This is a genomic window from Dyella sp. M7H15-1 (genome assembly GCF_004114615.1).
Taxonomy (GTDB): domain Bacteria; phylum Pseudomonadota; class Gammaproteobacteria; order Xanthomonadales; family Rhodanobacteraceae; genus Dyella_B.
The window spans coordinates 2736888-2759687 of sequence record NZ_CP035300.1 but is presented as its reverse complement, the minus strand read 5'-3'; the positions used below and the strand labels follow the sequence as shown (position 1 = coordinate 2759687).

Here is a 22800-nt window from a genome sequence, read left to right as displayed (position 1 = left end):
TTTACGGTTTTGTGTCAGTTAATGATGACATTTCATTTCGGACGAGCGGTGGCAACGCCGCGCCGCCTCCTTTGTGCCGCCCCAAACACCTCAAAAACACATGGCATGATCTCTTCCGACACGAGAAGTAGTTCGATAAGAACAGACGTATCAGAGAGAGACGACACATGGCCGTTCCTACTATGGGGATACGAGTAGGTTTTTCCTCACGACACGTTCGTGCAGCCTGCCTTGTGGCGTTGATGTCGCTGCCACAGCTGGTCGTGGCGACCTCGTTTCGCTTGCAGACCATCACCGTTGTGCTGGATGAGCGCGACGGCCGCACCGATTTCAACGTCACCAACACAGGCAGCGAGCCGATGCTGTTGCTGACCAAGTTGCAGGATGTGGACAGCACGCCCATGTCGGCCAACATTCTGGTAACCCCCGCCGTGACGCGCATCGACCCGGGTCAGAGCCAGCTCGTGCACTTCATGCTGAAGAAGGGCGTAAAGCTGGAGCGTGAATATCTGCTCAAAGCCTCGTTCGAGGGTGTGACGCAACGGGCGGATAAAGGCGCTCGCATGACGGTGCGCCAACAAGTGGGTTTTATCCTGCAGCCGAAATCGGTGCCGGTGGAAGAACGTCCGTGGAAGGATCTGCGCGTGCAAGTTAACGGCGATAGCCTGATCTTGACCAATGCCGGCCGGCATATCGTGCGGCTGATGCCGTCCATCGCACTGCAACCCAAGGGTGTAGACCTGCCGCTTGAACATCCCTACATCCTGCCTGGTCAACGCGTCAGCGCGGCCGGCGCTGCGGTTGGCGGAACCACGCAAATCGCCATCACGCCACTGAGTCGCTACGGCTTTGCACAAGCGAAGGCCGAGCTGACCGTGGCGCCATAAGTTTTTTGCCCGGGCCAGATGGCTGGGTGCTTTCGCAGGTGTTGTATGCATGCCTGCCTTCATCGAGAAACAGGAAGGACTGAAAATGCTGAAGAAAACAATCGTCTCTGGGTTTGCCGCTGCTGCCCTGATGGCAGCGCCACAGCTGTTTGCTGCAGGTCCGACCACCGAGCTGAAGGTGATGGGGGTGATCAATCCGCCCGATTGCTCGGTGTCGGTCGGCAACAATGGCGTGTTTGACGTGGGTGCCTACTCGCCCAACATTCTTTCCCAAACCAACCACGTTCAGCTCAATACCGTTTCACAGAGCATGGACGTGTCCTGCGATGCCAATACGCATCTCACCTTTCAGGTGATCGACAATCAAGCCGGTTCGGAAAGTACCGCGGCCGCCAACAATTTCGGCTTCGGCTTTAACGGTGGCACCAACAAGATCGGCTACTACCAGGTCGGCATGAGCACGCCGACGGTGGATGGTCAATCCGCCTTGGTGTTCAGTACCAGCAATCCCACCTCGTTCAATGCTTCAGCGACGGCCACCTTTGCCAAAAACGGGCAAACCATGGGGTGGGCCTCGGCCAACAATACCTTGTCGGTCGGCAAGGCTTTTCAAGCCATGTTGACCGTCACGCCGTGGGTAGCCCCGGCGACGATGATTGGCGACGTTTCCAGTACCGTGCCGCTGAACGGTTCCCTGACGCTGAATTTCGATTTTGCTATTTGATCCGGGCAACGCGGGCGCCGTAACTGGCGCTCGCGTGAATGGCTTCCAAGCACTTGAGTGATCCCCATGTCGAGACAACAACGCATCGGCAAGCTCGTCTTGCTGATCATGGCAGGGTGTGCAGCGATGACCGTGCATGCCAAGGCCCCAACATCCGAATTAAAGGTCATCGGTTCTATCGCGACGCCTCAGTGCAACGTGATGGTGGGTAACGGCGGCGTCTTTGATATCGGCGCTTATGCACCGGATATCCTTTCTCCCACCCGCGACGTCGCGCTTAGTCCAGTCACGCAACGTCTGCAGGTCGCGTGTGATGCAATGACGCATCTGACCTTCCGTGCGGTGGACAATGAAGCCGGCTCGGAAAGTACGGCGGGTGATAACCATTTTGGTCTCAGTTACAACGGTAGCAACAAGATCGGCTACTACACGCTGGATTTGACCCATCCCACCGTGGATGGAAAGACGTCCGTTGTGTTCAGTACGGATAATCCCCTGTTCTTTTCGGCGGGCGTGTTCAGTTATGTGTACAAGAGTGGTTACACGATGGGATGGGCAGTTGGCATGGACAAGCTGGCAACCGGCAAGGATTTCCAAGCCGACCTGACGGTTAGGCCATCGCTGGCGCCTGCACCGGTTGTTGGCGATGTCACACACACAGTGCCGCTTCGCGGTTCGATCACGCTTGATTTCCATTTTGCGATTTGAGGGTCCCTCCTCCTCGCGCCTTGTCTCGCGACGAAATCCACTCGGAATTTATTCACGTTACTTGCGAGACGCCACACTAGACGGGGCAAGCGTGCGACGGCCTTTCGCTCCCCACTTTTTGCCTTCGGCAAGGCTGCGTATGCGGCCTTGCTCTTTTTAAAGCGATCTCGGCAGACGATGGGGGATAGGGAGGTCCTGTGACGTCGGCAAAGCAATGGTTGAGGTACCTGATCCTTGGTGCAATCGTTTGCGTGCTTCTATTCATGACTACCGTGCATGCTGAGGATCGCGGTGCTTCGGCGGCCTCCGTGCAGTTCGATACCAAGGTGCTGGCCGATCGAGGCTATGGCGAGGATGTTGCGCGCTTTTTTGCGCAGCGTGCACGTTTTCTTCCCGGTGTGCAGATGGCCAGTGTAAGCATCAACGCGGGCTACGCCCAGTTGATGGATGTGCGATTCAATGGCGATGGCGACGTCTGTTTCGATCGCCAGCTACTTTCACGGCTCAGGTTGCGTAGAGCAGATGACCTGGCGGAAGAATCGTGTCATGACGTGCGACGATTATTTCCAGGTTCGCGCGTTGAACTCCAGCCTGGGATGTCACGTGTTGCCATCGTTGTGCCGGAGGATGCCTTCGACCCGGACGCACGTGATGGCGCTTCGCAGCGGGGCGGTAGGGCGGTGATGATGAATTACCGGGTGTTCGCACAGCGCTTCGATGGTGCGGTGGGAAGTCGCGATTATTTTCAAGCGCAGATCGAGCCGGGTTTCAATATCGATAACTGGGTATTTCGCAGTTCGGAGGTCTATACCAAGTCGGCGTCCTTATCCACCACTCAATGGCAAAACGCATATGTGCAGCGGAATATCGAATCGCTGTCATCGTTATGGCAGGCTGGGAGCTTGTACGCTGCGTCCGATTTCTATGCGGGCTTGCCCGTGCTCGGCGCACAGTGGTTTTCCGATACCGCGCAGGCGCAAGCGGCACCGTTGGTGGTGCCCATCCAGGGAATCGCTACCAGTCATGCGGTGATCGAGTTGCGCCAGCGTGGACAAGTGATTTACCGGACGGTGGTTTCGCCCGGACCCTACGCACTCAGTGAGGTAACCGGGCTTATGCCTGGCGCCGAGATCGAAGTGCGGGTGACGGAAGAAGATGGCATCGTGTCGCAATTCATCGTGCCTGCGCCGATGGCCGAAAGTGCGGCTGACTTGCCTACGACGTATCACATGGGTGGTGGACGTTACCGTAGCTTGTTCTATGGTGAGGACGCACCACGCGCTCCCATGCTGGCTTATGGCGATTATGCTTTCAGCATTTCTCCACATATGCGGCTGGGAAGTGGCGCGATGGTGGCGCAGGGCTATCAGAATGCATCCATGCAATGGTCGCTTGCCACGCGCCAGCAATGGGTCAGCGCGGGGCTCAGCACGTCGCACGCGCAGAGCCTAGGTTCTGGAGTGATGGGACAGGCGCAGGCATCGATGACGTGGTTCGGCAACGTCAGCGGAGGCGTCGCCTGGCAGCTTCGTTCGCGCCAATACGCGATGCTGGAAGACTCGCTATGGCCCAATGCCCAGAGCACCTACACGCAATCGCTGAGCGCCTCGGTGAATTGGGCCAGTCTTCGCTGGGGCGCCTTTGCTTACACGCTCACGCATGCTGGCGATGCGCTCGGCACGAGTTTTCTACACGCGTTCACGGCCACTCGCAGGTTGGGGCGTCTGCAGCTCAATGTCAGTTGGCAACGGGATCGATATGGCCGCAGCGCGGCCTATCTCGCCTTGAGTTTGCCGCTTGGGCGGGAATCAGTCAGTGCCCGCTATTACCAGAATGGCCGCGGCGATAATGCCGCGGCGATGAGCTATCAGGGGCGCGTCGGCAATAACGTTGGTTATCAGGTCGATGGCTATCGCGACGACAGCGGCTCGCGTGTGAGTGCATCCGCGCAGGCGAATTCGGCCTATGCGCAATGGGCGGGCGGTTTGTCGCAAACCACGACAGGGCAGCGATCGTTCTATGCGTCGGCAACCGGCAGCATGGTGCTAACGGGCGATCGCGCGCTTGCGTTGTCGGCCAATCGTCTGGGCGACAGTTTTGTGGTGGTCAAGGTGCCGGAGCTGACGGGCTTGCGTCTGAATGGTCCGGGTACGCAGGCGACCGTCTCCAGGCTGGGTACGGCGTTGCTGTCGATGCCGTATCCGTATCGAACTACACGTATCCAGGTGGACGGTAAATCGTTGCCGCTCAACTATCGCCTGGAAACCACGCAACTGGAATTGAATCTAGCGCGTGGTGCGGTGTTCACCCAATCCATGCTTGCGACAGCGATACGCCAGCTTGTATTGCAGGCGCGCATGCGCGATGGAAGCACGGCCCCACAGGGCACCAGTGTCTTCAATGAACAAGGCGATTTCGTCGGGACAGTGGTCGGCGATGGCAATGTCTTGCTGATCAACGCCGATATCGGCACATCGCTATACCTGGAACCGATTGGGGCTTCCCGTTGCAAACTGCAGTACACCGTACCGCAACGCTTCGATCCCGAACTTCCCTATCAGGAGGCGCCGGCAAGTTGCGAATGAAATTGCCGGCGCGATAAATAAGACGCGATAAATAAGCTCAGTTTTCGCTGTCGCGACGCAGTGTTCGATAGAGCAAGAACAGCGCACCCACCGTGCCGGCGACAATCGCCGCGGTCGCCACCGGATGGCGATTCGCTTGTCGCCGCAGTCGGCGATACTGATAGTTGGCTTCGTCGGCGAAATCCTCCGCGGCGCGTGCGATGCGCTTGCCCGTATCAGCGCGATTGAAACGGCCCACGGCGCGGCGCCCTCGGGCCAACAGGCCATCGGTCGTTTCAGAGACGCCATCGGTGTAATGACGCACGTGGGTGCTCAGGTTGTCGAGACGACGTTCGATATCGGCTTGCCTGCTCATGAGGATTCTCCATACGGTCCGAGTTGTTCAAACTGCCAGCGCTGAGGTGAGCGTGGCATTAACCAATGATACGCGTGTTCAGCCAGCCAACAGGCGGTATTCGCCACCGGTCACCCCCGGCGCCTTGTCCAACGGATGCACCGCGCGCAGCTTCAATGGCGCAAGGCTGGAAACATCCACATCCACAAGCCCACACCACAACGAACAGATCCAACGAAATCACGCCAAGCACATCCTTGCGTGATCGTTTTGGCCAATCTGCACCGACGTAGGGGACGTGGGTTGCACCGGAAGATGGCTCGTTCCAAGCTAGCATCTTGTCCAACGCGGGCGTACTGACAATGATTCGTTTGCCCTTCCGTCGCCCCACCGTGGTTGCCGCAGTTTGCGGCTTGCTGGTGGCGCTGGCCGCCTGTTCGCAGCAGGATCAGAATCCCGCGCCATCCCAGGCCGATGCCGCCAAGGTCCAGGCGCAGGTGGAAGCCGACGAGGCCAATCGCCAACTGCAGAACTATCGCCAGATGCTGCAGATGAAGAATGATGAGATGGCGGCCCTGCTTGGACAGGATATCGTCCAGCATTTCCCCAACTCCGACGCCGCGAAAGAAGTGCAGCAGACCTTGCCGGAGGTCGCACAGCGATGGAGGGAAACCAGCGAAAAGCGCCGGCTGGCAGCGCTCTGGACCTATCAGGTCGCCCCGATGGAAGGCGGCACGCAATCCACCGCCAGCCTCTTTAGTACCCGGCCTTCGGGAGACCGCGCCGTGCGGCTGGTGTTACGCCGCCACACCCAATGGGGGCAGAGTTTGTTCCTGTTCGGCACCGGACATGGTTTCGTCTGCAAGGGCAATTGCATGCTGCAGGCCCAGTTTGACGGCAAGCCACATCCGGTGCGCGCCTTCCTGCCCACGACCGGCGAGCCCGCCATCTTTATCCGTGACGACAAGCCTTTTATCGAGGCCATGGAAAAGACCAAGCGCATCGTCTTCCATGTCGAGACGCGGGATGGCGGCAAGCAGGAGTTGGTGTTCGACACTGGTGGCTACGATCCGTCGAAATGGACGGCATTGGGTAAGAAGTGAGCCCGCTGTTGAAAGAGGCCCAGCGTCACATCGACAGCCTGCTCTTCCAACGCAAAGGGTTTATTGCAAGAACAGCTTCTCGCTGATCTTCGCCAGCGGCTTTTCCAGTGATTGCTGTAGGCGTGGCGGCAGATCCAGCGGCTTGAGCAGCATCTTCACCATCATTTCCGCCGGGATATGCCGGCGCAACAGCGCCTGGGCTGGCCCAACCACTTTCTGGAACTCCGCCTTGTTGTCCTTGTGCTGCGGATAGCACTGGTTGAACACGTGGCGCAGCGCGATGTCGCTGTCCTCATGGCGGATCTCGTTGACGCGGCGCAAAATCGCGCGGAACACCTTGTATCGCCCTAGCCGTTCGCTTTCCCGATAACGCCGGAAGGCCTGGTAGAAGTGCTTGTAATGCCGCACTTCGTCGCTCTTGATGTGGCGGGTGAGCTGCTTGAGCACGGGTTCGTCGACGATATCGTTCAAGGCGCGGTACAGGCTGGCGGTGCCCGTTTCCACCACGCAGCGGGCGGCCAGCTCCAGGCCGCGTGAGGGCTCCAGTTGTTCGTTGGTGCACAACGCGCCGTAATCGTCCCAGAACGCCTTGAAGCCGGTATCCCAGTCGAACTCGGGCCAGACATGACGCACATAGGCGGCCAACGCGCGGCCGTGTTGTAACTCTTCGTGCTCCCAATGCTCACGCAGCCAATCCTGCAGTTCCTGATCGCCGTCGAAGTGTTCGATCAAGTTGTGTGTGTACAGGTCCGAGCCGCTTTCCACAAACGAGGCGCTGCAAAGCAACAGGAAAAGATCCTGGTTATGCCGTACGCGGGCAATATCGATATTCGCGAAAGTCAGGCTTTCCAGAGTCCAAGGCAGAGCGGAGCGGTAGTCCACGTAGTGGTTCCTGTGCAAAAGGGACTGCCCGGTTTGTGACAAATCGGGGACAACAGCATAAAGGGTGAGCGGCATGACGGATTAATGTCAGCCTAAAGCTGCCGTGACAGGAATTTTAACGGACCACGGTCACCGGCACGTGGGCTCCGGCCAGCACATCCTCGGACACCGAACCCAGCAGCCAGCGACCCAGGGCGCCTCTTGAGGTATGGCCAATCACGATATGGTCGATGTCCGGGTGCTGGCGGACCTGGTTGAGCAGGACGTCCCCCGGACTGCCATGGGTGATCTCTAGATCCACGCGGTCGGTGGCCTCCGGAGCGATAGCGCGCAGTTCCTCCAGCAGTTCCTGGCTGCGTTGGCGAGATTCATCGGTAATCATCAGCGCGCAGGCATCCGCGCCGCCCTGGGTCACCTGCAGCACATACACCACGCGCACGCGGCCACCGCCGCAACGCGCCATCTCCATGGCGAAGCGGAAGGCACGTTGCGACGAATCGGAACTGTCGTAGCCAACCAGCGAATACTTGACCATGTTTCCTCCGTGGCAATAATCGGTGCTATACACGCTTTTAGTGTGCGCGGCGTGTTGTTAGTTAAGCATCAAGCCTGGGGAAACAACATACGGCGTTTGCACATGGAGATCACATGACATGGCTGATGCTGAATGTTCTTACGCATCCTTGCCAATTCGTTCAGTTTGCAGGCGTGACACTTCCGTCACGGCATCGACAACCGTAAACGCACATAGAAGGAGACCCACCATGAAGAAGCGTATTTTTGGATTGACTGCAGCCCTGGTGCTCTGCGCCGGTGGACTCGCTGGCCTGCCGGCGACCTCGGCTCTCGCGGCCTCAGCACCCATCAAGTGTCATTTGACTTATGAACTGGAGGGCTGGTCGGCGATTTATCAGCACGCCACCGGTAGAGGCCATGTGGTGTGCGATAACGGGCAGCGTGGCGCGGTCACGCTCAGCGTGCACGGTGGTGGTCTGACGGCAGGCAAGTTCCGGGTCAGCGGCCGCGGTGATATCAGCAATGTTCACGGCATCCATGAGGTGTACGGCAGCTATGTCCAGGGCGGCGCTTCGGCCGGCTTGGTCAAAAGCAGCACAGCGCAGGTGTTGACCAAGGGTACGGTCTCGATTGCACTGGAGGGCACGGGCGAAGGTGTGAATCTGGGCGTAGCCCTCGACAAGTTCGATATCGAACCGGTCAAGTAAGCTGGCCTGGTTGCAATGATGTGCGAAAGGCGCCCTTGTGGCGTCTTTCGTTTTGTTGACATTTCGGGCTGTTCTTTCCACACGTTCTTGTAGCGTGAAAGGCCCGCGTATACTCGATCCATCCAAAGCTTTTCAGAACGATGTCTTTCTTCCTGGGGGTTATATCCATGCGTCGCTTTTCAATCGTGCTTGCGATGATCTGCCTGTTGGGCCTCCTGGCGATCCCGGTGCGGGCGGGAGTGGGGCTGGACAATCCGCAGGTTGGCCAGGCCGCCCCCAACTTCCGTCTGGAAGACCAGAACGGGCATTGGCGCACGCCGGCTGATTACCATGGACGTTGGCTGGTGCTTTATTTCTATCCCAAGGATTTCACCCCAGGCTGTACGACCGAGGTATGCGCCTTCCGAGATTCCATCATCAAGCTGCGCCAAGCGGGTGCCGATGTGGTTGGAGTAAGCCTGGACGACGTGAAATCGCATGCCGAATTCGCAGCCAAGTACCACGTACCCTTTCCCTTATTGTCTGACGCCAAGCGTCAGGTGGCGATCGGCTATGGCGTACTGACTTCGGCAGTCGGCTTGCATTTCGCCAAGCGCACGACGTTTCTGATCGATCCCAGTGGCAAGATCGCCAAGATCTACCGTGACGTGGATCCAGAGAAAAATTCCGCTCAGGTACTGAACGACCTTGATACCCTGAAAAAGGCTGCTAACTGATGTTGATTTCCCAATCGGATCTGGGCTGGCGCAAGCCTAGGTTTGCGTGGTGGCGCATGCTGGCCTGGATACTGCTGTTGTTGGCGGCGTTCGGCGGTGTGCAATACATCCAGCATGCTCAGCAAGTATGGGGCGCTTTGCGGGCATTGCCGGCAGGGGACGAGCAGAGCGCATCGACCCTGCACGGCATGCTGGGCTGGGACATGGGCTATCTCATAGCGGCCTTCATCGTGATCGTGGCGTGTGTCGGCTGCATCCTGCGGCAGGCTTGGGCACGACCGGTGTTGCGAGCGGTTGCCCTGGTGCTGTGCGTGTGGAGCGCTTACCGCGGTGTGTTGATGTGGCAGCAATGGCAGGCCTTCGATGCGGCCAATGCATTGCTTGCCGGTGGCCAGCCGTCATCCGGGCAGGTTGCGCAGATGGCAGATTTGAAACGGATTCTGCTGGCGGGCTTGGGGCTGCGTATCGTCGCCGTACCGATACTTCTGTGGCTGGCCTGGCAGCTTGGGCATCCAGCGGTTCGTCTGCAGTTCCGGGCGCGGCAAAGCTGAGTGGGGCGGGTTCAGCCGCAGTTTCTGAGTCGGGCCTTAGCGATGAAATGCCGGCTGAGCAAACGCCAGCGAAGCGTCGCAGATTAATGCGCCGCTAAGTCCCCGTTCTGCAACATGGCACCATCCTTGAATGTCCACGATTAGGCAGGAGGCGACCGCTGTGTCGCTCACACCCCGATACCTGTGCAATGGTCTGATCCGCCGCAGCATTGAGCTGAGGGCGCTGTATCGTCACGCCGCTGTGCAGGTGAACGAGCCCGGACTGCGCACGGTGCTGGATGAAGAGGCTCAGTCGCTGGACGAGGTGATCGCCGAGCTTCAGGCGCAGATGCGCTATCACGCCTTGGAGCCCGCCACCCGTAGTCGCCTGCTCGGTCTGGCGCGCCAGCGCTTCGATACCTTGCTCGCCCGAGGCATGCCCCGGCGTGATGGCGCTTGGATACGCCTGCTGGCCCGCAAAGAGCAGCGCCTGTTGAAAGCCTTCGAGCGCGCGCTCAACCGGGTGGCCATGGGCGATATGAACGCGACCTTGCATCGCCAGCTCCCCCGCCTGCAGTCGATCGATCTGGACATGCACAGTTTGGCCAAGGCCGTGGGTCACTGATGACAGGTTTGCTGCACGGGGCTGCTGCGGTGCTGGTATTCTGATTCCATTGACAAGGAGCATGTCATGCGCCGTTATCCTCTTTTCGTCATCTTGTTGGTTTGTAGTGCCAGTGCGCATGCGCTGGAAAGTTTGCGCGTTGGCAATCAGTTGGTGGTGGTGGGTGACAGCGCGGCCAAGGTGAAAGCGCTGATGGGGAATCCTTCTACGCGAACGAAGAGTTCAAGCGGGAAGAGTTCGAGCAAAGTCAAGACCACTTCCCCATCGGTCAGCAAGAGCAAACGGCAAGAAGCGAAGGAGAAAGGGGAGACGTGGCAGTATCAGCGTGATGGGCATACCACGATCTTTACCATGGCGCATGGCAAGATCACGCATATCGAGGATGTCGCCCGGTGACGCTCCCATCGATTTGAGCGCTCGTCATGCCAGCACCATAGATGGCAATGCGTGATGAGATTCCAATTCTCGACACTCTCCACGTAATGCCACATGCGATCGCGATTGATCAGTCGCGCACCTGTCGGTTTGCCTATGTGCGCCGCGTCATCTATTCGCGTTGATGCGTATTCGCGGGTCGGCTGCTACGCTTTCGGCGGCTTTATCCAGGACAGCGCCATGCTTGAGCGTCTCTTGCAGCTTTCCATCGACGACTTATCGGCGTTTGCTCATCAACACGGCCCGTCCTTGATCGGCGCCTTGCTGGTTTTGTTGATGGGCAACTGGTTGGCCAGATGTCTGGCAAATTTCCTGCAGCGTGCGATGAATCGCGCCTCGGTCGACCCTACGCTGAGCGGCTTTTTGCGCAATCTGTTTTATGGCGTGGTGATTGCCGTGCTGATCGTGATCGCCTTGCAGACAGCGGGCGTTCCCAGCGCACCATTGCTCGCCGCGCTGGGTGCTGGTGGTCTGGCGATTGGCCTGGCCTTGCAAGGGTCCTTGAGCAATCTGGCCTGGGGTGTGCTGCTGATCGTGTTTCGCCCTTTCAAGGTGGGCGATTTTATCCATGCAGGTGGCGTCGACGGCACGGTTGAAGGCATTAATCTCATGCATACCCAGTTGGTCTTGGCCGACAATCGTGAAGCCGTGGTGCCCAATGCCAAGATCGGCGCGGACGCCATCATCAATTTCAGCCGGCGCGGTACGCGGCGCTTCGAACTGCGTGTGGGCATCGGTTACCGCGATGATATCGGCAAGGCCATCGACGTGATACGGCGCTTGTTCGCGAACGATCCGCGTATCCTGATAGACCCGTCGCCAACCGTCTGGACCGATGGCCTGGGCGAAAGTTCGGTGCATTTGCTGCTGCGCGCCTACACCAGCACCCATGATTTCTGGCCCGCGCAAACCGATCTGCTGCGTGCCGTCAAGGAACAATTCGATGCCGAAGGCATCAGCATTCCGTTTCCGCAGCGCGAAATACGCGTCGTAAATATGCCGACCGGTGAACGCTGAGTAGGGCAACTCCCTCGTATACGTATGCGCATGGCGCTCCGTGGCCGACTCGGCATGTCCGTAACAGGTATCGGTTGCTATGATGGAAGTCTTGCGGCCGCCCCGCCCCATGCGGCCGCCTTCGTTCTGCAGGAGAAATCATGGCCGACCTCAAAGAAGCCCGCGTTCCTGATATTGGCGGACACGCGGATGTGCCCGTCATCGAAGTGCTGGTCAAACCCGGTGACACGGTCGAGAAAGATCAAAGCCTGATCACCCTGGAATCGGACAAGGCCACGATGGAAATACCCGCGCCGTTCGCTGGCGCGATCAAGGAATTGAAATTGAAGGTTGGCGATGAGGTCTCCGAAGGTGCGCTGATCGCCCTTATAGAAAGCGTCGGCGCAGCCGACTCCGCGTCCCCCTCTACCCCCCAGGGAGAGGGTAGGGGTGAGGGGACAACCTCGCCTGCAGCTCCTGCCCCTTCGCGCGCAAGCGCGTCCCCCTCTCCCCAACAGGGAGAAGGAGCCAAAGCCCCCCAGGTCAAGGAAGAACCCGCACCGTTGGGCGGACGCGGCGTACTTCCCGGTAATGCGCCGGAGGGTGATGTAGCCCCACAAGCCCGTCCGCCGTTCGACGCCAAGCTGGTCATGCCGGGCGATGCCCCCTATGCCACGCCGGCCATCCGCGCCTTTGCGCGTGAGCTGGGTGTGGATATCCAGCAGGTGAAGGGCAGTGGCCGTGGCGGTCGTATCGTGCGCGAGGACATCACGGCTTACGTCAAGCATGCACTGGCTTCTGGTGCGCGTCCCGTGTCAGGTGGCGCAGTGGCGGCTGGCGGTGGCCTCAACCTGTTGCCGTGGCCGAAGGTCGACTTCGCCAAGTTTGGCGAAATTGAAGAGAAGCCGCTGTCGCGCATCCAGAAAATTTCGGGTGCCAACCTCGCGCGCAACTGGGCGATGATCCCGCATGTCACCCAGCACGAAGATGCCGACATCACCGAACTGGAGGCCTTCCGCAAGAAGCTCGGTGAAGAAAACAAGGATCTGAAGATCACCCCGCTGGTATTCCAGATCAAGGCAGTGGTCGCGGCGCTGAAAAAATTCCCCACCTTCAATGCTTCGCTCGATGAAACAGGCGAAAAGCTGGTCCTCAAGAAGTATTTCCACATCGGCATCGCAGTGGATACGCCTGATGGTCTGGTCGTGCCGGTGATCCGCGATGGCGACAAGAAAGGTCTGCTGGACCTGGCCACGGAACTAGGCGAGATCTCCAAGAAGGCGCGTGACAAGAAGCTCGGCCCGAACGACATGTCCGGTGGTTGCTTTTCCATCTCTTCGCTTGGTGGCATTGGCGGTACAGCGTTCACACCGATCGTCAACGCGCCGGAAGTGGCCATCCTGGGTGTGTCCAAAGCACAGACCAAGCCGGTGTGGAACGGCAAGGAATTTGCGCCACGTCTGATCCTGCCCCTGTCGCTCAGCTACGATCACCGTGTGATCGACGGTGCGCTGGCTGCACGCTTCGCCTCCTTCCTTGCCACCCAGCTCGGCGACATCCGTCGCCTGCTGCTCTGACGGGGAGGCGAACATGGCTAATACGATCGAAGTGAAAGTTCCCGACATCGGCGGTCACGAAAACGTACCGGTGATCGAGCTGATGGCAAAAATCGGCGACACCGTGGCGAAGGAACAAAGCCTCATCACGCTGGAATCCGACAAGGCGACGCTGGAGATTCCCTCCAGCGCTGCCGGTGTAATCAAGGAATTCAAACTCAAGCTGGGTGATGAAGTTTCCGAGGGCACCGTGATTGCCATCTTGGAAACCGTCAGCGAAGCCGACTCTGCGCCTCCCCCTTCCTCCCCGGGAGAGGTCAGGGAGGAGGGATCAACCTCACCAAGCACTCCCACAAGCCCCGCCCCCTCTCCCCAACCCTCTCCCCAAAGTGGAGAGGGAGCCAAAGCGTCGCAAGCGGCAGCGTCATCCGGAAAAGCCGCCGATATCGAATGCAAACTCGTCGTGCTCGGCTCCGGTCCAGGCGGCTATACGGCGGCATTCCGCGCCGCCGACCTTGGCGTCGACACCGTGCTGGTGGAACGCTACACCACCCTCGGCGGCGTCTGCCTCAACGTCGGCTGCATCCCGTCCAAGGCGCTGCTGCACGCCGCTGCGGTGATCGATGAAGCCGAAGCCATGGCCGCGCACGGCGTGAGCTTTGGCAAGCCGAAGATCGACCTCGACAAGCTGCGCGGCTTCAAGACCAAGGTAGTTAGCCAACTCACCAGTGGCCTCGCTGGCATGGCCAAGCAGCGCAAAGTGCGCACCGTGCAAGGCGTCGGTACCTTCGTGTCGCCGAACGAGATGGAAATCGACACCGCCGAAGGCAAGAAGCTGCTGCGCTTCGAATACGCCATCATCGCGGCCGGCTCGCAGTCGGTGCAGTTGCCTGCGTTCCCATGGGACGACGACCGCATCATGGATTCCACCGGCGCGCTGGAACTGAAGGACGTGCCAGCCAAGCTGCTAGTTGTCGGCGGAGGCATCATCGGCCTGGAAATGGCTACGGTGTATGGGGGACTCGGCAGCGAAGTGACCGTGGTCGAGTTCATGGACCAGATCATTCCCGGTACCGATGCCGACCTGATCAAGCCGCTGGCCAAGCGCCTCGGCAGCAAGCTCAAAGGTGTACACCTCAAGACCAAAGTGGTCGATGCCAAGGCCACCAAGAAAGGCATCGAGGTCAGCTACGAAGGCGAGAGCATTCCTAAAACCAGCGTGTTCGATCGCGTGCTGGTCTCGGTGGGCCGCTCGCCCAACGGCAACAAGATCGGTGCGGACAAGGCCGGCGTGGCCGTCACCGAGCGCGGCTTTATCAACGTCGATACGCAGATGCGCACCAATGTGCCGCACATCCTCGCCATCGGCGACCTCGTCGGCCAGCCGATGCTGGCGCACAAGGCCACGCACGAAGCCAAGGTCGCCGCAGAAGTCGTGGCTGGCCAGAAGAGCCACTTCGATGCACGCGTCATTCCGTCCGTGGCCTACACCGATCCGGAAATCGCCTGGGTGGGTGTGACCGAGCGTGAAGCCAAGGAAAAGGGTTTGAAGATCGGTGTCGGCAAATTCCCGTGGGTGGCTAGCGGCCGCGCTATCGGCATCGACCGCACCGAAGGCTTCACCAAGCTGCTGTTCGATGAAGAAACCCATCGTGTGGTCGGCGGTGGCATCGTTGGTCCGCATGCCGGTGACCTCATCTCGGAAATCGGGCTGGCGATCGAAATGGGTGCGGAAGCGGCGGACATCGGCCTGACCATTCATCCACATCCGACGCTGAGCGAATCGGTGGGCATGGCAGCCGAGGTTTACGAAGGCACGATCACCGATTTGTACATGCCGAAGAAGAAATAAAACGCTGCAGCAAAAAGGCCTGGGTTTCCCCGGGCCTTTTCGTAGGCTGGGGTGAAAATCCCAACCTACCCAGATCACCACGACGAAAACCCTGGCACATACAGAAAGCTAAGCGACTCGTAATAGCGGAGCGAGTGCAGCGGCGGCGCGTAGCCCACCGGCAACGGCAAGCCAGAAACACTCTGGAAATAGGCAATGCAGGCATCGCGCCACCATTGCGCCTCTTTTTCCTGGATAGCAAGAAACGTGGCGACTTGCTGATAGCGCTCATCATCGATATAGCCATCCAAATGACGCCAGGTTTCGCGCATCTTCTTCACGTCATCGACGCCTTGCGTATAGTGCGCAACTAGTTCGTACCACAACGTCTGGCCCGAGCGCATGCGGTATTCCCACGGCACATGGTGGAAATAAAGCAAGAACTGGTCTGGCGTTTGTTTCAGGTCATTGAATTGCGTCGCGATGGGTGGCGCATATTCGGCAACCGCATTGCTGCCGGTGCGGGTGCGATCGAAACCGATACCTTGGTGGTCGGCGCGATGGTAGTAAACGGGCCGCCAGTCGGCTTCCGATTCGCTGGCATCCCAGGGGGCGGGGCCGTAATGATGGCCGGGACCCATCAGATGCAGCAAGCCCAGCGGCGTCATGTAATCGACGGCGGCTTCGCGCGAGCCCATCATCATGGCGACGACCGATTTGACGAAAGCTTCGTTGTTGGTAAAGGTCATCCGCACCCAATCTTCGGCGAGGGCGCGTGACGACTGCGTTGGATCCCAGGCCATCCGACCGAACACATACCAATTGGCCTGATTGAAATCAGAGCCGCACCAGTCGCGATCGGTGCCGATATTCGCATCGCCAGCCATGCCTGTCAGTGAGTGACCTTCCAATGATCCGTCGACCACCTTCGCCACGGTCGAGCCTTTGCCGCGCGACATGGTGTCGGATGACAGCACTTCTTCGTACAGCGGCCCCAGATAAACCAGATGCGTGGCGAAGCCGAGGTATTCCTTGGTGATCTCAAACTCCATCATCAACGCTGTCTTCGGCATGGCGCCAAAGAGCGGATGGAAGGGTTCGCGCGGCTGGAAATCGATCGGGCCATTCTTGACCTGCAACAACACGTTGTTGCGAAAATGGCCGTCGAGCGGTTTGAACTCGTTATAAGCCTGTTTGGCGCGATCGTCCGGATTGGCTTGCGAGTAGACAAAGGCTCGCCACATCACCACGCCTCCGTGCGGTGCCAGGACATCAGCAAGCATGTTCGCGCCATCGGCATGGGTGCGTCCGTAATCTTTCGGGCCGGGCTGTCCCTCCGAGTTGGCTTTGACCAGGAAGCCACCGAAGTCGGGAACACGTTTGTAGATTTCATCCGCTTTAGCACGCCACCAGGCCTGCACCCGTGAGTCAAGTGGGTCGGCCGTTTTCAGTCCACCGATTTCCATCGGTGCACTGAAGCGTATGCTGAGATAAACGCGAATACCGTAAGGACGAAATACGTCAGCCAAGGCGGCGACTTTTTCCAGATAAAACGGTGTGAGGATCGTGGCGCCATCGGTGACATCATTAAGCACCGTTCCGTTGATGCCGATGGAAGCATTGGCGCGTGCGTAATCGGTATACCGTGGGTCCCGCCAGTCTGGAAGCTTCCACCAATCCCACATCGAGGCGCCAGCGTAGCCGCGTTCGACCTTCCCATTGAGGTAGTCCCAGTGATCGAGAACCCGCAGTTTTATCTGCGGTGATTCGCGCAGGTCGAGATGCTCGATGGGTTGTCCCGTTTGCAACAGGCGAAGGAAATGAAAGGCACCGTACAGCGCACCCGTATCGTTATTGCCAACGATGGCGATAGCTGTATGTCCATCTGCGACAACGCTTCGAATCACATAGCCATCATGACCAAGGTTCGCGGTATCCAAACGTAAGTGTGCGATGAAAGAGGATGACACCGTACCGACAATGATGGCGCCGTCGCCCGTCACCGTGTCAGACGTACGCAGGTTCTGCCCGAGCAAGCCACTCAGCCCGCGCTGCAATTCCTTGCGAATGGCGATTTGAGTGGGCGTGAAGGAGTCGACAACCAGCTCGGAAGCATGGCGGCGATAGCGCTTCACCTGTTCGGGGGTGAGCAGTCGATAGCGTAGCCATAGATCGTATCCGTCTTCGGCACGTGCTCGTGTTGCACATGACAGCGAACCCATGGTCAGCATAAGCACTGCAAGCATGCGCAGGAATGTTTTCATATTCAGGGTGGTGGCATGTTGTCGAAGAGGTCGTCCTGCGCCATAAAACTATCCTGATCTACAAAGCCAGATAAACCTACGCCAACCAGGCGATAGCGGCTGTCAGCGGGGCGTTCCACGCGTTCGCGCAACGCGCAGGCCAAGTCAGCCAACTCAGTGGCCGAACGTGGCCGCCAGGATGGTGTAAGGCTGCGTGTAAGCGTGTGAAAATCCGCCGTCTTCAGCTTTAACACGATCGTACGTGCGATACGTCCTCGTTGTGCTTCGCGCTGATGTGCCGACCAGGTTTTCTCAGCAAGTCGGCGGATATGCGATTCGAGTTCATCAAGCGTGAGATCATGCTCGAAAGTGTCTTCGGACGAAACCTGCAAGGTGAGCTGATTGGGCTGCACCGCATGCTCATCGATGCCTAGCGACAATTCATGCAGGCGTCGACCCCAGCGACCAAAGCGCATTTCGAGGTCAGTGAGTGGTAGCTCGCGCAGTTCACTCACGGTCTTGATGTCGAGGGCTTCCAGTTTTGCTTCCATCACCTTGCCTACGCCTGGCAGGCGGCCCACCGGCAACGGCGCAAGGAAGGCCATGACTTGGTGTGGACGAATCACAAACAAGCCATCGGGCTTGTTCCAATCCGAGGCGATCTTGGCCAGGAATTTGTTGGGGGCCACCCCGGCTGATGCGGTGAGCCCTGTTTCTTCACGAATGGCTGCGCGAATGGCCTCAGCGGTTGCCGTGGCAGAGGGCGAATCCGTCTTGGTGAGGGTGACGTCGAGATAAGCCTCGTCCAGCGACAACGGTTCGATCAGATCGGTGTGCCGTGTAAAGATGTCGCGCACCTGCCGCGATACCGCCTTGTAGCGGGTGAAATCCGGCGGCACGAAAATAGCTTGTGGGCAAAGCCGCTCGGCACGCACGGCCGGCATGGCCGAACGCACGCCAAATTTGCGTGCTTCATAACTGGCCGCACACACAACGGAACGCGCACCACGCCACGCCACCACCACGGGTTTGCCGCGCAGTGCAGGATCGTCACGCTGTTCCACCGACGCGTAGAACGCGTCCATGTCAACGTGAAGAATCTTGCGAGACGAAGATGCGGGCACGAGCGCGAAAGATTGCTTATGACAAGTACCATTCTAGTCAGGTACGCACTACGCTGCGATGTAGCTCTTCCGTCCCCAAGCCCCCTTGCAAGTATTGTCTCTCGATCACATCATTTAGTTTTGCCGTACATAACGCATTCATGGCGCCTCTTCCCATGTGGTGCCTCCTACCGAGTAGTCATTGATGAAAATCCTGATGGTTCTGACTTCGCACGACCAGCTTGGCAACACCGGCCACAAGACCGGTTTCTGGCTGGAAGAATTCGCCGCGCCTTACTACACCTTCAAGGACGCCAGTGTCGATATCGTGCTCGCATCGCCCAAGGGCGGACAGCCACCGCTTGATCCCAAAAGCGAGGCCCCCGACGCGCAGACAGAAGCAACGCACCGTTTCCATGCTGACGCGGCAGCCGTCAAGGCCCTGTCGGCCACGCTCAAGCTCACCGATGCCGCCAAGGGCGAGTATGACGCCGTGTTTTATCCGGGCGGCCACGGTCCGCTGTGGGATCTGGCCGAAGACAAGGACTCGATCGCCCTGATCGAACATACCTATGCCTCAGGCAAGCCGGTGGGCGCGGTTTGTCATGCACCGGCGGTATTTCGCCATACGCGCGGCAAGGATGGTCAGCCATTAGTGAAGGGCAAGTCGGTAACCGGCTTCAGCAATAGCGAAGAAGCGGCTGCCGGGCTTACCGATGTCGTGCCCTTCCTGGTCGAGGACATGCTCAAGGCTAACGGTGGCCAGTACGTGAAGAAGGCTGATTGGCAATCTCATGCCGTGACGGCGGGTCATCTGGTGACTGGGCAGAACCCGGCTTCATCGGTAATGGTGGCGCAAGCGGTTCTGGCGTTGTTGCATTGAGTCTTCGCCAAGAGTGCTTTTATGCAACTCCATCTGGCTGAAAAAGCGAGTGAGCTGGGGTGAAAATCCCAGCTTTCTCTCAGATCCAAGTGCCTGATATCTGAAGGCACACATCAATCCATGGCAGTCATGGGCTTGCCGGCCCGCAGTCGGCGCTTTTCCTCACGGCGCGCTTTGCGCGCGGCCTTGCGCTGACGGTGATCGTATCGCCACAGATAGATGGCAGGCGTGCTGAGCAGGGTCAGCAATTGCGATACGAACAATCCGCCCAGGATGGCGATGCCCAGCGGCTGGCGCATCTCCGAGCCAATACCGAAGCCGATCGCCAGCGGCAGTGCGGCACCCATCGCCACCAGGGTGGTCATGGTGATCGGGCGGAAACGCACCAAGGCTGCTTCGCGGATGGCATCCGGCGGCGCGAGCCCGCCTTTGCGTTCGGCCACCAGCGCGAAGTCCACCATCAGGATCGCATTCTTCTTCACGATACCGATCAGCATCAACATGGCAATCACCGACATGATGGTGAGCTGGGTGTGTGTGATCAGCATGGCCAGGAATGCCCCCATACCGGCGGCGGGCAAGGTCGAAAGAATAGTCAGCGGATGAACCAGGCTTTCGTACAGGATGCCCAACACGATGTACATCACCAGAATCACCGCGGCAAATACGATCAGTGCGTTTTGCAACGCCTCCATCAGTTTCTGGTTGTCGCCCGTGTAGCGCTTGGTAACACCGGGCGGCAATTGCGCGGCAAACATGGCCTGGTCGATATATCTCAAGCCATCCGCCTGGGTGACGCCATCAGCGAGGTTGTAACTGATGGTGGAGGATTCCACCTGGTTGTAATGCTGGATCTCCACCGGCGCGATATACGACTTGATATGCGCAATGGCCGAGAGCGGCACCATCTTGCCCTGGGTGCTGCGCACATAGGTGTTGAGCAAGGTATCCGGACTCAAGGTGTCGGCGTTATTGGCTGTCATCACCACGCGGTACTGATTGATATCCGAATAGATCACCGATACCGGTGTCTGGCCGAAGGCATCGGTCAGCGCCTGGTCGACCAGGCCCATGCCCACATCCAGGCGCGATGCGGCGTCGCGGTCTACCTCCAGCAACTGCTGCTTACCGATACTGTCGTAACTGGTGGTGACGTTCTTGAACTGATTCATCTTGCGCATCACTTGCGCCAGCTTCAGCGTGGGCTCCTGCAGCGGCGTGCCATTGTTGCTGCCCAGGTCGAACGCGAATTCGCCGCCACCCTTGTTGCTGGGGCCGCCAAGGAACTGTAGGCCGCGCATGGTGACCTTCATGTCCGGAATGCTTTTGTACTTTTCGTCGAGACGGGCAATCACCTTCTGCAGCGAATCGGGCCGCTGACCGGGCTGCTTGCCGAGCGGCTTGAGGTCGACGAACAGCGTGGAATTGTTGCCCACGGCACCATTGTTGTTGTTGCCGCCAAGAATCGTGGTGACATCGCTCACCGCCGGATCGGCCTGCATGATCGCGGCAATGGCCTTGGTGCGCTGGGCCATCAGGCTGGGTGAGATATTGGCTTCGGCTTCCAACTGCGCGATCAGCATGCCGGTATCTTCCTTGGGCATGATGGCGCCACCGGCGGTCTTGGCGACCACCACGGCAAGCACGCCGGTCAGGATCAGCAAGATCAACGGCTGCCAGCGCATGATGCGGCGGTGGTGCATGGCCCAGTCCAGGCCACGCTGGTAGATGCGCAGCATCCAGCGGTCGAAGCGCTCCGCGATTCGTTCCAGCTTGCCCGGCGTGCGGCCGGCCGGTTCTTCGGCCAGCAGATAACGTCCACACAAGGCGGGCGTTAACGTGAGCGACACCAGCGCGGAAATCACGATCGTCGCAATCAGCGTGACCGAGAATTCGCGCATCAGCATCACCAGGGTGTTGTTGCCGAACACCATCGGCGCGAACACGGCAACCAGCGACACCGTGATCGAGATAACCGTAAAGCCGATTTCGCGTACACCCACCAGCGCCGCGTCCAGCGCAGTGGCACCATGCTCCATATGGCGCACGATGTTTTCGATCACCACGATCGCATCATCCACCACGAAGCCGATGCACAGCACCAGGGCGATCAGCGACAACGTATTCAGCGTGAAGCCTGCGGTATACATCACCACAAAGGCACCCGCCAAAGAGAGCGGCACACTCAGCATCGCAATCAGAGTGGGACGCAAGCGCCGCAGGAACACCAGCATCACGACGGCGACCATCACGATACTGAGCAGCAGCGCCACTTCCACTTCATGCAGAGCGGACTTGGTGCCTTGGGTCAGGTCGAAAATCGGCGTGACCTGCACATTCGCCGGCACCAGATTGCGCAAGGCCGGCAAGCGGTTGCGAATCTCCTGCACCAGCGCCACCGAGTTGGCTTCGGGGCGCTTGCTGATCTGCATTGACACGGCGCGCTGGCCGTTGAACCATGCCGCCTGGTATTTATCCTGCTGGCCACTGGTGATGGTGGCCACGTCGGAGAGATAGACCGGCACGCCTTTCTGATTGGCGATCACCAGCCGACCGAAATCTTGCGCCGTTTGCAGTGCATCATTGGCCGTGACGGTCATCTGCCGAAAGCCGTCGCTGAGAATGCCTTGCGGCGAGGTGACATTCGCCGCTCGCAGCGCATTGGCCATATCGTTGGCGGTGATGCCCTTGGCGGTCAGCGCGGCGGGATTGAAATTCACGCGCACCGCATGCGGCGTGCCGCCAAACACTTGCACCTGCGCCACGCCCGGGATTTGCGACACAGCCGGTTTCAACAGGGTATCAGTGAGGTCGTAGAGTTTGTCCGGCGGCATGCCGGTCGAGGTGAGCGAAATCAGCAGGATCGGAATCGACGACGTATCGAATTTGAAATATTGCGGCGGCTGCATGCCGGACGGCAGATCCGCCTGTGCGGCGTTGATGGCGGCCTGCACATCGCGCGCAGCCTTGTCGGCATTGCGGCCGAAATCGAACAGGATTTGGATCTGCGTGCCGCCGGCATTGCTGTCCGATGTCATCTGCTGGATACCGGGAATGCGGCCTAGCTGGCGCTCCAACGGCGCCACTACCGTGGCGGCCATGGTTTGTGCATCGGCGCCCGGATATTGGGCGATGACGACCAAGCCGGGAAAATCCAGCGAGGGCAACGCCGCCACACCCAGCAACAGGTAGGCGCAGAAACCAGCGATCGTCAGCCCAATGGCCAGCAACGAGGTGCCGATCGGGCGGCGGATGATGGGCTCGAAGACGTTCACGGCCTGATTCGTACCGTGATGTCAGGCAAACGCAAGCCGCGATCGCCTGCACTCTGCGCAGGCGATCGCGCAACCAGAAAGAAGAGCACATTCATGGACATTCTTATGCCTCGGCATTCCATCCCGGCGAATGTGCCTGAAGTCTGGCCATGCTGGAAGGC

General features: G+C 59.1%; 20 protein-coding genes. 14 read left to right on the top strand and 6 right to left on the bottom strand.

Going from position 1 to position 22800, the window contains the following annotated elements; all coding sequences use genetic code 11:
- Positions 1-242 precede the first annotated feature (242 nt).
- The 4 genes from EO087_RS12795 to EO087_RS12780 all read left to right on the top strand — a co-directional run bounded on the left by EO087_RS12795 (position 243) and on the right by EO087_RS12780 (position 4904).
- A complete protein-coding gene (locus EO087_RS12795) occupies positions 243-887 on the top strand; it encodes a fimbria/pilus chaperone family protein (RefSeq protein WP_164931837.1) in 645 nt (214 codons plus the stop codon).
- Positions 888-936: 49 nt separating this feature from the next.
- Complete coding sequence (locus tag EO087_RS12790; RefSeq protein WP_128899201.1) at positions 937-1611, top strand: DUF1120 domain-containing protein; 675 nt, start codon at positions 937-939, stop codon at positions 1609-1611.
- Between the two features lie 126 nt (positions 1612-1737).
- Positions 1738-2319, top strand: coding sequence for a DUF1120 domain-containing protein (locus EO087_RS12785; protein ID WP_164931836.1), 582 nt, complete (start codon positions 1738-1740; stop codon positions 2317-2319).
- 263 nt (positions 2320-2582) lie between these two features.
- Positions 2583-4904 (top strand): fimbria/pilus outer membrane usher protein, encoded by a 2322-nt coding sequence (locus EO087_RS12780; protein ID WP_128899199.1) that lies wholly within the window; start codon positions 2583-2585, stop codon positions 4902-4904.
- Positions 4905-4941: 37 nt separating this feature from the next.
- On the opposite strand, the gene EO087_RS12775 is transcribed toward EO087_RS12780, so the two are convergent.
- Positions 4942-5259, bottom strand: a complete 318-nt coding sequence (locus EO087_RS12775) for a hypothetical protein (protein ID WP_128899198.1) — start codon at positions 5257-5259, stop codon at positions 4942-4944.
- A 398-nt stretch (positions 5260-5657) separates the two neighbouring features.
- Here EO087_RS12775 and EO087_RS12770 point away from each other — a divergent pair, with 398 nt between their 5' ends.
- Positions 5658-6341 (top strand): hypothetical protein, encoded by a 684-nt coding sequence (locus tag EO087_RS12770; RefSeq protein WP_343133217.1) that lies wholly within the window; start codon positions 5658-5660, stop codon positions 6339-6341.
- Positions 6342-6401: 60 nt separating this feature from the next.
- Here EO087_RS12770 and EO087_RS12765 read toward each other — a convergent pair whose 3' ends face one another.
- Positions 6402-7223: a ferritin-like domain-containing protein gene (locus EO087_RS12765; protein WP_128899197.1), complete on the bottom strand. Its 822-nt coding sequence runs from the start codon at positions 7221-7223 to the stop codon at positions 6402-6404.
- Between the two features lie 115 nt (positions 7224-7338).
- Complete coding sequence (locus EO087_RS12760) at positions 7339-7758, bottom strand: universal stress protein (RefSeq protein WP_128899196.1); 420 nt, start codon at positions 7756-7758, stop codon at positions 7339-7341.
- A gap of 229 nt (positions 7759-7987) precedes the next feature.
- Between EO087_RS12760 and EO087_RS12755 the strand changes: the two genes are divergently transcribed.
- From EO087_RS12755 to lpdA, 8 genes are all read left to right on the top strand, one after another.
- The gene (locus tag EO087_RS12755; RefSeq protein ID WP_128899195.1) at positions 7988-8446 is read left to right on the top strand and encodes a hypothetical protein; all 459 of its coding nucleotides are present in this window, start codon (positions 7988-7990) and stop codon (positions 8444-8446) included.
- Positions 8447-8613: 167 nt separating this feature from the next.
- Positions 8614-9162 carry a peroxiredoxin gene (locus EO087_RS12750; protein WP_128899194.1) on the top strand — a complete coding sequence of 183 codons (549 nt, stop codon included), beginning with the start codon at positions 8614-8616 and terminating at the stop codon, positions 9160-9162.
- Positions 9162-9713, top strand: coding sequence for a hypothetical protein (locus tag EO087_RS12745; protein WP_128899193.1), 552 nt, complete (start codon positions 9162-9164; stop codon positions 9711-9713). The genes EO087_RS12750 and EO087_RS12745 overlap by 1 nt, the downstream gene beginning before the upstream one ends.
- A 160-nt stretch (positions 9714-9873) precedes the next feature.
- Positions 9874-10317 carry a DUF2383 domain-containing protein gene (locus EO087_RS12740; protein WP_240669051.1) on the top strand — a complete coding sequence of 148 codons (444 nt, stop codon included), beginning with the start codon at positions 9874-9876 and terminating at the stop codon, positions 10315-10317.
- Between the two features lie 66 nt (positions 10318-10383).
- A complete protein-coding gene (locus EO087_RS12735) occupies positions 10384-10713 on the top strand; it encodes a DUF2845 domain-containing protein (RefSeq protein WP_128899191.1) in 330 nt (109 codons plus the stop codon).
- Between the two features lie 219 nt (positions 10714-10932).
- Positions 10933-11769 carry a mechanosensitive ion channel domain-containing protein gene (locus EO087_RS12730; protein ID WP_128899190.1) on the top strand — a complete coding sequence of 279 codons (837 nt, stop codon included), beginning with the start codon at positions 10933-10935 and terminating at the stop codon, positions 11767-11769.
- A 140-nt stretch (positions 11770-11909) separates the two neighbouring features.
- Positions 11910-13325, top strand: coding sequence for a dihydrolipoyllysine-residue acetyltransferase (aceF, locus tag EO087_RS12725; RefSeq protein WP_128899189.1), 1416 nt, complete (start codon positions 11910-11912; stop codon positions 13323-13325).
- A 13-nt stretch (positions 13326-13338) separates the two neighbouring features.
- Complete coding sequence (gene lpdA / locus EO087_RS12720; protein WP_128899188.1) at positions 13339-15156, top strand: dihydrolipoyl dehydrogenase; 1818 nt, start codon at positions 13339-13341, stop codon at positions 15154-15156.
- A gap of 74 nt (positions 15157-15230) precedes the next feature.
- Here the strand turns inward: lpdA and EO087_RS12715 are convergent, their stop codons facing one another.
- Both EO087_RS12715 and dinB read right to left on the bottom strand, forming a co-directional pair.
- Entirely contained in the window at positions 15231-17381 is a 2151-nt protein-coding gene (locus EO087_RS12715; RefSeq protein WP_304988493.1) for an alpha-glucuronidase family glycosyl hydrolase, read from the bottom strand.
- A 20-nt stretch (positions 17382-17401) separates the two neighbouring features.
- Complete coding sequence (gene dinB, locus EO087_RS12710) at positions 17402-18463, bottom strand: DNA polymerase IV (RefSeq protein WP_128899187.1); 1062 nt, start codon at positions 18461-18463, stop codon at positions 17402-17404.
- A 223-nt stretch (positions 18464-18686) separates the two neighbouring features.
- Here dinB and EO087_RS12705 point away from each other — a divergent pair, with 223 nt between their 5' ends.
- Positions 18687-19364 (top strand): type 1 glutamine amidotransferase domain-containing protein, encoded by a 678-nt coding sequence (locus EO087_RS12705; RefSeq protein WP_128899186.1) that lies wholly within the window; start codon positions 18687-18689, stop codon positions 19362-19364.
- A gap of 113 nt (positions 19365-19477) precedes the next feature.
- Here EO087_RS12705 and EO087_RS12700 read toward each other — a convergent pair whose 3' ends face one another.
- Positions 19478-22639, bottom strand: coding sequence for an efflux RND transporter permease subunit (locus tag EO087_RS12700; protein ID WP_128899185.1), 3162 nt, complete (start codon positions 22637-22639; stop codon positions 19478-19480).
- Positions 22640-22800 lie beyond the last annotated feature (161 nt).

Bases quoted from the DNA above. Each gene is read 5' to 3' on its own strand.
- EO087_RS12715 (WP_304988493.1), bottom strand. From the start codon at position 17,381: ATGCTTGCAGTGCTTATGCTGACCATGGGTTCGCTGTCATGTGCAACA.
- EO087_RS12785 (WP_164931836.1), top strand. From the start codon at position 1,738: ATGACCGTGCATGCCAAGGCCCCAACATCCGAATTAAAGGTCATCGGT.
- EO087_RS12735 (WP_128899191.1), top strand. From the start codon at position 10,384: ATGCGCCGTTATCCTCTTTTCGTCATCTTGTTGGTTTGTAGTGCCAGT.
- EO087_RS12730 (WP_128899190.1), top strand. From the start codon at position 10,933: ATGCTTGAGCGTCTCTTGCAGCTTTCCATCGACGACTTATCGGCGTTT.
- EO087_RS12780 (WP_128899199.1), top strand. From the start codon at position 2,583: ATGACTACCGTGCATGCTGAGGATCGCGGTGCTTCGGCGGCCTCCGTG.
- EO087_RS12750 (WP_128899194.1), top strand. From the start codon at position 8,614: ATGCGTCGCTTTTCAATCGTGCTTGCGATGATCTGCCTGTTGGGCCTC.
- dinB (WP_128899187.1), bottom strand. From the start codon at position 18,463: ATGGACGCGTTCTACGCGTCGGTGGAACAGCGTGACGATCCTGCACTG.
- EO087_RS12755 (WP_128899195.1), top strand. From the start codon at position 7,988: ATGAAGAAGCGTATTTTTGGATTGACTGCAGCCCTGGTGCTCTGCGCC.
- EO087_RS12790 (WP_128899201.1), top strand. From the start codon at position 937: ATGCCTGCCTTCATCGAGAAACAGGAAGGACTGAAAATGCTGAAGAAA.
- EO087_RS12795 (WP_164931837.1), top strand. From the start codon at position 243: ATGTCGCTGCCACAGCTGGTCGTGGCGACCTCGTTTCGCTTGCAGACC.
- EO087_RS12775 (WP_128899198.1), bottom strand. From the start codon at position 5,259: ATGAGCAGGCAAGCCGATATCGAACGTCGTCTCGACAACCTGAGCACC.
- EO087_RS12760 (WP_128899196.1), bottom strand. From the start codon at position 7,758: ATGGTCAAGTATTCGCTGGTTGGCTACGACAGTTCCGATTCGTCGCAA.
- aceF (WP_128899189.1), top strand. From the start codon at position 11,910: ATGGCCGACCTCAAAGAAGCCCGCGTTCCTGATATTGGCGGACACGCG.
- lpdA (WP_128899188.1), top strand. From the start codon at position 13,339: ATGGCTAATACGATCGAAGTGAAAGTTCCCGACATCGGCGGTCACGAA.
- EO087_RS12745 (WP_128899193.1), top strand. From the start codon at position 9,162: ATGTTGATTTCCCAATCGGATCTGGGCTGGCGCAAGCCTAGGTTTGCG.
- EO087_RS12705 (WP_128899186.1), top strand. From the start codon at position 18,687: ATGAAAATCCTGATGGTTCTGACTTCGCACGACCAGCTTGGCAACACC.